Raw genomic sequence first — 9,042 nt, forward strand, 5'->3', positions numbered from 1 at the left:
TGTAACTATTCCCTAAAATAGTACAGCAAAAAAGTAGAAAATTCTCTATGATAAAAGAAAAGGGGATTTAATTATGAAAAAAATGACTGAACATCAAATCGTCGCTATTTTAAAAGAAGCTGAAGCGGGTATTCCGGTTAAAGAACTGTGCCGTAAATATGGCATGGGTAATTCAACTTTCTATAAATGGCGAGAAAAATACGGCGGAATGGAAACTTCGGATATCAAACGCTTAAAGGAGCTGGAGGCTGAAAATCGCAAGCTTAAGCAGATGTTTGCTGAGTTAAGTTTAAAATCCCAGCTTCAGGAAGAAATCATAAAAAAGCTTTAGTGCCCACAAAGGCACGTAAAACGTGGGCACAGCAACTACAACAAAATCATTCAGTTACTATTACTATGAGTTGTGCCATTGTTGGCTTAAGCCGTTGTGCTTACTATTATAAACCTAAGTTACCGGATGATTCGGTGATTATTTCGGTGTTGAATGCTATCACGGAAAGGCATTTACGCTGGGGTTTTCCTAAATGTTTTAATCGTATCAGAAAGCTCGGCTATAAATGGAATCATAAACGGGTATATCGGGTGTATTGCCAATTAAAGCTTAATCTCAGGATAAAGCGTAAACAGCGCATTCCTCCACGAAGCCCAGAAAGGCTATCAGCACCCAATAAACAAGGTGAATGTTGGTCAATGGATTTTATGAGTGACAGTAGTCGTAATCAGCGTCGCTTTAGGACATTCAATGTCATCGATGACTTTAATCGTGAGGCGTTAGGGATTGATATTGCAGTAAGCTTACCAGCAGGAAGGATTACCCGTTACTTAGATAAACTGGCCGAATATCATGGATATCCATTAAAAATACGGGTCGATAATGGACCAGAATTCACCGGAAACACGTTTACTAATTGGGCAAAAACACATGGTATAACTATAGATTACATCAAACCCGGTAGCCCTTATCAAAATGGTTACATTGAACGATTTAACCGGACTTATCGAACTGAAGTGTTAGATTTATATCTTTTTAACAACCTAGCGCAAGCAAGGAGAATAACCGAAGAATGGTTAACGATTTATAATACCGAAAGACCGCATGAGGCATTAAATAACATGACACCAATTGAGTATAAAACACTAAAACAGGCAGCTTAATTTTCTATGTGAGTTGTGTACTAGGTTTGGGGTATTTACAGTTCAAATGCAGTGTTTATTGGCCGCAGCGGCTCAAAATATCAAGAAAATAGCGATAAAGCTAGTTTTGTTACGTTTTTTTAGGCCATTTTTTAATTTATTTAATAAAATCCAAATTAAAAATCCTGTTTATGGTTTAAATAAAAAATAAACCCCGAATTATATCGAGGTTTGTCATCAATCTGAGATCAACTTTAAGTTGATCTTTTTTTTAAGCTCAACATTATGGTAATAGCCAATTTAGTTAAATATGCTATACTTGCAAAGTTCAACATTAGGTATATGGAGAATCGCAAGAAATGATGGAAACAATCCGAACAGCAGCAAATAGTATTGTTGTTAAGATTATTTTTGCAATAATTATTGTATGTTTTATTTTTACTGGCGTCGGATTTTTAGGCTTTGGTGGTGGTAATAATAGTGTACGAGATCAACAACAGTACATTGCAAAAGTTGATGGCGAAGGTATTAGCCGAGCTGGATTTGAAGCCGAAGCTAAAGCAAAAATAGAAAAATCTGGTGGCAGTAGTTCTTTTATTAAACAGATACGCCGTAATGTATTATCCTATCAAATTGATAATTATTTAGCTTATAAATTTTCGCAAGATATTGGTGTAGTTATTAGTAGTGATCAGGTTAAGAATTTTATTAAGAAACAAAAATATTTTTTTAAAGAGGGTAAATTTGATAACCAAACATATTTAGAAACTTTAGCGAAAAATAATTTGACTTCAGATAGTTATGCCGAAGTTATAAAGACGGTATTACAACAACAACAGGTTATTAATTCCTTAACAAATAGTAATTTTGTTTTGCCAATTGATTCAGAAATATCTTCACTTAAAAATCAAACTAGAAGCATATACGCTACTTCGGTTAATACTTCTGTAAGTGATATTGATGAGTCAACTATTACATTAGATGATGAGCAAAAATATTATAATGAACATTTAAAAGAGTTTTTTAAAAATGAGCGAGTGAAAGTTAAATATATTTTAACTTCTGAAGATATAATAAGAAAAACACTTGATGTTACTGAGAGTGAGCTTAGAAATGAGTATGATAAAAATATTAAAGCTTATTCATATCCAGCTAAGAAAGCTTATAGTGTAATTTTTGTTACTGATAAAGAGCAAGCTAATAATATTGCCAAAAATCTTTCTTCTGCTAAGGTTAGTTTTGAGGATACTGTTAAAACAGTTAATCAAAATCAAAGTATTTCTCCATATGGTAAAAATGGTTCATTGGGATGGTTTGCTGACGATGATTCTTTACCTCAAGTATTTAAAGATGCTAACTTGAAAAAAGTAGGACAAATTTCGTCACCAATTAATATTGATAACGGTTATACAATAGTGAAATTAGATGGTATCCAACCTAAAAAAACTATGGATTTTAATTACATAAGGTATCAAATTCATTCAGAACTCTTTAATAAAAAACTTAAGCAAGCATTAGAAAGTGAAGAGAACAAAATTAAAACAGCATTGAGCCAATCGCCTAAGAGCATTGAAGAACTTGCTAACAAAGTTGGAGGCGAAGTAAAAACTTCAGATTGGATTACTTTCGATGATAAGTTCTCAATTGCCTCTCATCCTGAGGTTAGAGATGTAATATTTAGTGAAGAAATGATTGTTGATGGTAAAACGACTGGTAACATTTCTGATTTAATACCTGTTGATAGAAACAATAAACAGTATGATTTTGTTGTACAAACAATTGATTATCGCCCTGAAGGAATAGCATCATTTGACGAAGTTAAAGATGAAATCCATAAAAAACTTCTTACCCAAATGACTCAGAATAAATTTAAATCCAGTGTTGATAATATATTGGCTGAATTAAATGAAACAGGAAAAGCCAAAAATGTGCAGTTTGTAAAAAAATATACTTTAAATCGAAATTCAACCGAACTTAATAAACAAGTTATTGATATGGTTTTCAATTTAAATCCTTCAGTAGAGAATAAACCTGTTTACGGTGTAGAATTTTTGGATGATAAAAATGCTTACATTGTTGTTCTAACTAAAGTAGACACACCAAAAGAATATAACGATATTTCTTCTGAATTGTTACCTTTATTTATTAATAATACATATTTTTATCTTACAGCGGATATACGTTCTAAGGCTAAGATTGAGATTATGCCTGATGCTAATCTGTGATTTAGTTCTCAAAATAGTAGCAGTAATTGAAAAAAAGAAAAGTCACTTAGGTGACTTTTCTCATTTCTATAATTCATAAAATTTTTTTATCTGATTAAGTGAGATAGTTATTATGCAAATTTACTTGCGTAACTATTTTTAGAGGTTAATCAAATGAAAATATTTTCACTATTATGTATTATGTTATCAAGTTTTATTTTTTCATCCACAAGTTTTGCCAATTCAGTGCCTGCAACATCAGTTTCTGGTAAACAGGAACAAAAACAAATTGTTCAAGTAAACATCAATACTGCAACAGCAGAAGAATTATCAAAAGTATTAACAGGGATTGGGACAAGTAAAGCTCAGAAGATAATAGAATATCGAGAAAAGTTTGGTCCTTTCGTTTCAGTTGAGCAGCTAAAGGAAGTTTCAGGTATTGGCCAAGCAACACTAGATAAAAATGCCGGTAAAATAATTTTATAATTTATTATTTCCATCAATTAAGATTGGTGGAAATAACAGTAGTCTAATTATCAATAGGATCTACATCAATACTCCATTTTACTCTTGATGTTTCAGTCCATTTATTTATTTCCATTAATAGTTGATTTAATATTTTCTGTAACTGTTGCCTATTTGTATGTTGAAGTAGTAACTGCCAACGATAATACCCCGCTTTTTTAGGTTGATTTGCCGGCATTGGTCCAAGTTGCCATAGCGTATGGTCATAATGTAGTTTTAACCAATCATAAATATGTTGTAGAAAACTTGGAGCATAATGATTATTGCGATCTGCTGCACGAACTAATGCTTGGTAACTAAATGGTGGTAGTTGAGTGTATTGCCTTTCTTGTAATGTTAGTTTGGCAAATTTTTGATAACCGTCAGTTAGTAAAACATTAAGTAAAGGATGCTCAGGATGGTATGTTTGTAAAATAACTTGCCCTGTCTTAATTTCACGACCAGCTCTTCCTGATACTTGTGTATAAATTTGAGCAAATCGTTCAGTTGCCCGAAAATCACTTGAAAATAAAGCACCATCAACATCGATAATTCCAACTAAAGTGACATCAGGAAAGTGGTGGCCTTTAGCTAAAATTTGAGTACCTACTAAAATGTGTGCTCCACCTTGTTGAATACTTTGTAAATAGTTATCTAATGCGCCTTTTTTACTCACTGTATCTCGATCAATGCGACTAATCTTAATATTAGGAAAAAGAATTTCAAGCTGATGTTCAAGTTGCTCTGTCCCAAACCCAATAGGCATTAAATGCGTTGAGCCACATTTGGGGCATTGCTTGGGCACTATCCTTGATGTATCGCAATAATGACATATAACTTTGTGTTGTTTTTGATGTAATGTATAAGGTTTATCACAGCGAGGACATTCAGCAATCCAACCACAATCATGGCATATTAACAATGGTGAAAAGCCCCGACGATTCAAAAATAACATGACTTGGTTGTTATTAGATAAATGTTTTTTTATTTGTTCAATTAATGGTTGAGATAAACCTGCAGTAAGTACTAACCCACGCAGATCCAAAATTGACTGTTTGGCGAGCATTGCATTACCGGCTCTTTCGGTTAATTGTAATAAATGGTATTTGTGATTTTGTGCATTATTGAGTGTTTCAAGCGACGGTGTTGCAGAGCCTAAAACAATTGGAATATTATTAAATTTAGCTTGGATAATAGCTAAATCTCGGGCATTATAACGCCAACCTTCTTGTTGTTTATAGGAACTATCATGTTCTTCATCAATAATAATCATTCCTAAGTCTTTAAATGGAGTAAAAAGTGATGAGCGAGTGCCGACAACTATTGCGTTTTCTCCGTTTTTACTTCTTAACCAAACGTTAAGTCGTTCTTTATTAGTTAGTCCTGAATGTAAAATATCAATTGGTGCATTAAACCGCTGTTTAAAACGTTTAATAGTTTGCGGTGTTAAACCAATTTCAGGAACTAATACTAATGCTTGCTTACCAGTAGCTAAAATATTAGTAAGTATATTTAAATAAACTTCTGTTTTTCCTGAACCAGTCACACCCTCCAGTAAAAATACTCCAAATTGATCATTTTGTTTATTAATTTTTTCTATAGAATAGAGTTGTTCGCTATTTAATTGAATTGAACTAGTGTTAGTTGAAAAGTTTGTTTGCCATTTAATATTATCTGGTTGACTTGTTACTTGCTCAATAAGTTGTTTTTTCTGTAATTGACGATATATAGTATTGCTAAAATCATTGTCAGAAATTGTATTATTTCTAAATGATGATAATAATAGTTTTTGTTTTGAAGATCGTGATAGTGATTTCAAATCAATATTTTTACCCAATTGAGTTAATTGCCATCGTTTGGTGTCTTCCTTGATTGCTTTTCGCCCTTGTCGTAATAAAACAGGTATAGAATGAAAAAGAACTTCGCCAATAGGATAATGGTAATAACTAGCAGCCCAGTTTAACAACCGCCAAATAGAAGGTGTAAAAACAGGTTCAGTATCAATAACAGTTGTAATCGTTTTTAAGCTTTCAATATCAAATTCGGTTTTTTCGTCAATACTAACAATAATTCCTATTGCGTCACGTTTACCAAAAGGAACTTTAACCCGCATTCCAACTTGAGCTGGTTTGGTTAATTGATAATCAAATATTTGGTAAAGTGGTACCGGTAAGGCTATATGAGCGATAAGCATTAAAAAATCACAGGTATTATAATTTATATAAAGCTATATTGTACGCAGTTTTTACATAACCCGCAAAAGTTATAAAAACAATCTAGTTTTTATTCATCTAGATTTATTACATCAATAGCTTAAAAAGGATTAGTAGTAACTATTAATAAAATTTGCTATCTTGGTAAAAATTGATGATTAATAAAATGTTAAGGATTAAAGGATGAGTGAATCATTTTCGCACATTAATCAGCGAGGTGAAGCTTATATGGTTGATGTGTCTGAAAAACTAATAACAACACGCGAAGCAAGAGCTGAGTCATTAGTCTTAATGAATTCTGAAACACTGAAGATGATTATTGAGGGTAAACATCATAAAGGCGATGTTTTTGCAACAGCAAGAATTGCAGGGATTCAAGCTGCTAAAAAGGCTTGGGAGCTTATTCCGCTTTGTCATCCACTTTTTTTGAGTAAAATTGAAATTAACATAGAAGTAGATCAAATAAAAAATTGTGTCCGAGTTCAATCGTTTTGTCGATTGAATGGGCAAACAGGTGTTGAAATGGAAGCAATGGTTGCCGCATCCGTTGCTGCTTTAACCATTTACGATATGTGCAAAGCGGTTCAAAAAGATATGGTGATTTCTCAAGTAAGATTGTTGACGAAGAGTGGTGGTAGGTCAGGGGACTTTATTGCCCAAAAGGTTTAATAGATAGAAGATGAATAAAGTTATTTTTTTCGCTCAAATTAGAGAATTAGTTGGGACTGAGAGTGTTATGTTAGATGCTAATCAACTTTCAGTTTCCTATCTTATCGATCAGTTAAGTGAACGTGGTGAACAATGGTTTTTGGCATTTAAGGAAAACCCTGTTTTATGCGCTGTAAATCAAACTTTGGTTGATTTTGATTATATTGTGAAAGAAGGTGATGAAATTGCTTTCTTTCCTCCTGTAACAGGTGGATAACATTATGGATCTTATCAAGGTTAGTGAGCAGCCGATTGATGTTAATAAGCTAAACGACTGGCTTTCACAATTACCACAAGATGGTGCTGTTGTCTCTTTTATGGGCAAAGTTCGTAGTAATGAAAAACAAATAATAAGCTTATTTTTAGAACATTATGCAGGAATGACAGAGAAAATCTTGGGTAATCTTATAGCCCAAGCCAGAAAGCGGTGGCAATTAAGTCGAGTTGCGGTAATTCATCGAGTAGGTGAAATTAGCGCAAATGAAAAGATTGTCTTTGTGGGAGCAAGTAGCGCACATCGTTCAGATGCGTTTGCAGCAGTAGAGTTCATTATGGATGTATTAAAGAACGAAGCGCCTTTTTGGAAAAAAGAACGAACTATGCAAGGAGAAAGATGGGTTGAAGCAAAAAAAACAGATAAAGAAGCATTGAAAAAATGGCATTAGTATTTATTTAGGATATAATGATATGGATTTATATCATTCATTTTAATGAGAGGTAATTAATGAAAAATTATTCACCTAATGGTTCAGTCATTGAACAATCAGGTAGTCGTATTCAAACATACATGAGTCATGTTTATGGTTGGATGACTGTTGGTTTATTCTTAACAGGAATTGTTGCGTGGTTTGCATCATCTAATCCTGCGATGGAAGGCTTATTGTTTTCTGTTACCCCTAGAGGACTGTACACTCTTAGTGTATTTTCGTGGGTTTTGATAGTGGCTGAACTAGGGTTAGTATTTGTTTTATCTGGCATGATTAATAAATTATCAGGCAGTACAGCAACGACATTGTTTATGCTTTATTCTGTTATTAGTGGGTTAACTTTAACACCCGTTTTTGAAGTGTACACTGGTTCATCTATTGTTAGTGTCTTTTTTATTTGTGCTGGTATGTTTGCGGCATTAGCTTTATATGGTTATACCACTAAACGTGATTTGTCAGCTTTTGGACGCTTTTTATTTATGGGATTAGTGGGTATTGTTATAGCTTCAGTGGTTAATTTCTTTATGCAAAGTCAATCATTAATGAACGCAATTACTTATATTGGTATATTTGTTTTTGCTGGTTTGACTGCATATGATACACAGAAATTGAAGCAATTTGGAGACCAATTACAACAAGATGATCCTAATATGTTTAGACGCTTTGTTATTTTAGGTGCATTAACACTGTATCTTGATTTTATTAATTTATTCTTAATGTTATTGAGAGCTCTTGCAGATCGTCGATAATTGTGTTTAATTCTAATAAAAGGGCTCTAAATTGAGCCCTCAGATTGATGACAAACCTCGATATAATTCGGGGTTTATTTTTTATTTAAACCATAAACAGGATTTTTAATTTGGATTTTATTAAATAAATTAAAAAATGGCCTAAAAAAACGTAACAAAACTAGCTGTAACTATTCCCTAAAATAGTACAGCAAAAAAGTAGAAAATTCTCTATGATAAAAGAAAAGGGGATTTAATTATGAAAAAAATGACTGAACATCAAATCGTCGCTATTTTAAAAGAAGCTGAAGCGGGTATTCCGGTTAAAGAACTGTGCCGTAAATATGGCATGGGTAATTCAACTTTCTATAAATGGCGAGAAAAATACGGCGGAATGGAAACTTCGGATATCAAACGCTTAAAGGAGCTGGAGGCTGAAAATCGCAAGCTTAAGCAGATGTTTGCTGAGTTAAGTTTAAAATCCCAGCTTCAGGAAGAAATCATAAAAAAGCTTTAGTGCCCACAAAGGCACGTAAAACGTGGGCACAGCAACTACAACAAAATCATTCAGTTACTATTACTATGAGTTGTGCCATTGTTGGCTTAAGCCGTTGTGCTTACTATTATAAACCTAAGTTACCGGATGATTCGGTGATTATTTCGGTGTTGAATGCTATCACGGAAAGGCATTTACGCTGGGGTTTTCCTAAATGTTTTAATCGTATCAGAAAGCTCGGCTATAAATGGAATCATAAACGGGTATATCGGGTGTATTGCCAATTAAAGCTTAATCTCAGGATAAAGCGTAAACAGCGCATTCCTCCACGAAGCCCAGAAAGGCTAT

The 9,042-nt window shown here is 33.2% G+C and carries 10 protein-coding genes and 1 pseudogene; 10 read left to right on the forward strand and 1 reads right to left on the reverse strand.

Annotated features, from left to right (window positions below):
- The first annotated feature begins 73 nt into the window (after positions 1–73).
- The 4 genes and pseudogenes from A9G35_RS08255 (at position 74) to A9G35_RS08265 (ending at position 3,824) form a co-directional block, all read left to right on the forward strand.
- Positions 74–1,155 (forward strand): IS3 family transposase gene (locus A9G35_RS08255; protein WP_442903177.1). Its coding sequence is split into 2 segments (ribosomal slippage): positions 74–320 and positions 320–1,155, totalling 1,083 coding nucleotides; the frame shifts between segments, so codons are not numbered across the junction.
- Between the two features lie 28 nt (positions 1,156–1,183).
- Positions 1,184–1,345, forward strand: a pseudogene (locus A9G35_RS14155) (IS5/IS1182 family transposase); the annotation flags it as partial.
- A gap of 148 nt (positions 1,346–1,493) precedes the next feature.
- Positions 1,494–3,359: a SurA N-terminal domain-containing protein gene (locus A9G35_RS08260; RefSeq protein ID WP_081300170.1), complete on the forward strand. Its 1,866-nt coding sequence runs from the start codon at positions 1,494–1,496 to the stop codon at positions 3,357–3,359.
- A gap of 153 nt (positions 3,360–3,512) precedes the next feature.
- A complete protein-coding gene (locus A9G35_RS08265) occupies positions 3,513–3,824 on the forward strand; it encodes a ComEA family DNA-binding protein (protein ID WP_065636459.1) in 312 nt (103 codons plus the stop codon).
- A 43-nt stretch (positions 3,825–3,867) separates the two neighbouring features.
- Here the strand turns inward: A9G35_RS08265 and priA are convergent, their stop codons facing one another.
- The gene (priA, locus tag A9G35_RS08270) at positions 3,868–6,036 is read right to left on the reverse strand and encodes a primosomal protein N' (RefSeq protein WP_065636460.1); all 2,169 of its coding nucleotides are present in this window, start codon (positions 6,034–6,036) and stop codon (positions 3,868–3,870) included.
- A gap of 202 nt (positions 6,037–6,238) precedes the next feature.
- Between priA and moaC the strand changes: the two genes are divergently transcribed.
- From moaC to A9G35_RS12940, 6 genes are all read left to right on the forward strand, one after another.
- Entirely contained in the window at positions 6,239–6,724 is a 486-nt protein-coding gene (gene moaC, locus A9G35_RS08275; RefSeq protein ID WP_065575089.1) for a cyclic pyranopterin monophosphate synthase MoaC, read from the forward strand.
- Between the two features lie 10 nt (positions 6,725–6,734).
- The gene (gene moaD, locus A9G35_RS08280; RefSeq protein ID WP_034910232.1) at positions 6,735–6,980 is read left to right on the forward strand and encodes a molybdopterin synthase sulfur carrier subunit; all 246 of its coding nucleotides are present in this window, start codon (positions 6,735–6,737) and stop codon (positions 6,978–6,980) included.
- Positions 6,981–6,984: 4 nt separating this feature from the next.
- Positions 6,985–7,428, forward strand: coding sequence for a molybdopterin synthase catalytic subunit MoaE (gene moaE / locus A9G35_RS08285; RefSeq protein WP_141673834.1), 444 nt, complete (start codon positions 6,985–6,987; stop codon positions 7,426–7,428).
- Between the two features lie 59 nt (positions 7,429–7,487).
- Positions 7,488–8,219 carry a Bax inhibitor-1/YccA family protein gene (locus A9G35_RS08290; RefSeq protein WP_065636461.1) on the forward strand — a complete coding sequence of 244 codons (732 nt, stop codon included), beginning with the start codon at positions 7,488–7,490 and terminating at the stop codon, positions 8,217–8,219.
- A 238-nt stretch (positions 8,220–8,457) separates the two neighbouring features.
- Positions 8,458–8,715, forward strand: a complete 258-nt coding sequence (locus tag A9G35_RS08295; RefSeq protein ID WP_034909955.1) for a transposase — start codon at positions 8,458–8,460, stop codon at positions 8,713–8,715.
- The coding region (locus A9G35_RS12940; protein ID WP_141673725.1) for an IS3 family transposase at positions 8,715–9,042 on the forward strand (328 nt) is incomplete at its 3' end. The genes A9G35_RS08295 and A9G35_RS12940, both read left to right, overlap by 1 nt.

This window comes from Gilliamella sp. Choc5-1, from assembly GCF_001690595.1.
GTDB lineage: Bacteria > Pseudomonadota > Gammaproteobacteria > Enterobacterales > Orbaceae > Gilliamella > Gilliamella apicola_M.

Bases quoted from the DNA above. Each gene is read 5' to 3' on its own strand.
- A9G35_RS08265 (WP_065636459.1), top strand. From the start codon at position 3,513: ATGAAAATATTTTCACTATTATGTATTATGTTATCAAGTTTTATTTTT.
- A9G35_RS08295 (WP_034909955.1), top strand. From the start codon at position 8,458: ATGAAAAAAATGACTGAACATCAAATCGTCGCTATTTTAAAAGAAGCT.
- priA (WP_065636460.1), bottom strand. From the start codon at position 6,036: ATGCTTATCGCTCATATAGCCTTACCGGTACCACTTTACCAAATATTT.
- moaE (WP_141673834.1), top strand. From the start codon at position 6,985: ATGGATCTTATCAAGGTTAGTGAGCAGCCGATTGATGTTAATAAGCTA.
- moaC (WP_065575089.1), top strand. From the start codon at position 6,239: ATGAGTGAATCATTTTCGCACATTAATCAGCGAGGTGAAGCTTATATG.
- A9G35_RS08260 (WP_081300170.1), top strand. From the start codon at position 1,494: ATGATGGAAACAATCCGAACAGCAGCAAATAGTATTGTTGTTAAGATT.
- A9G35_RS08290 (WP_065636461.1), top strand. From the start codon at position 7,488: ATGAAAAATTATTCACCTAATGGTTCAGTCATTGAACAATCAGGTAGT.
- moaD (WP_034910232.1), top strand. From the start codon at position 6,735: ATGAATAAAGTTATTTTTTTCGCTCAAATTAGAGAATTAGTTGGGACT.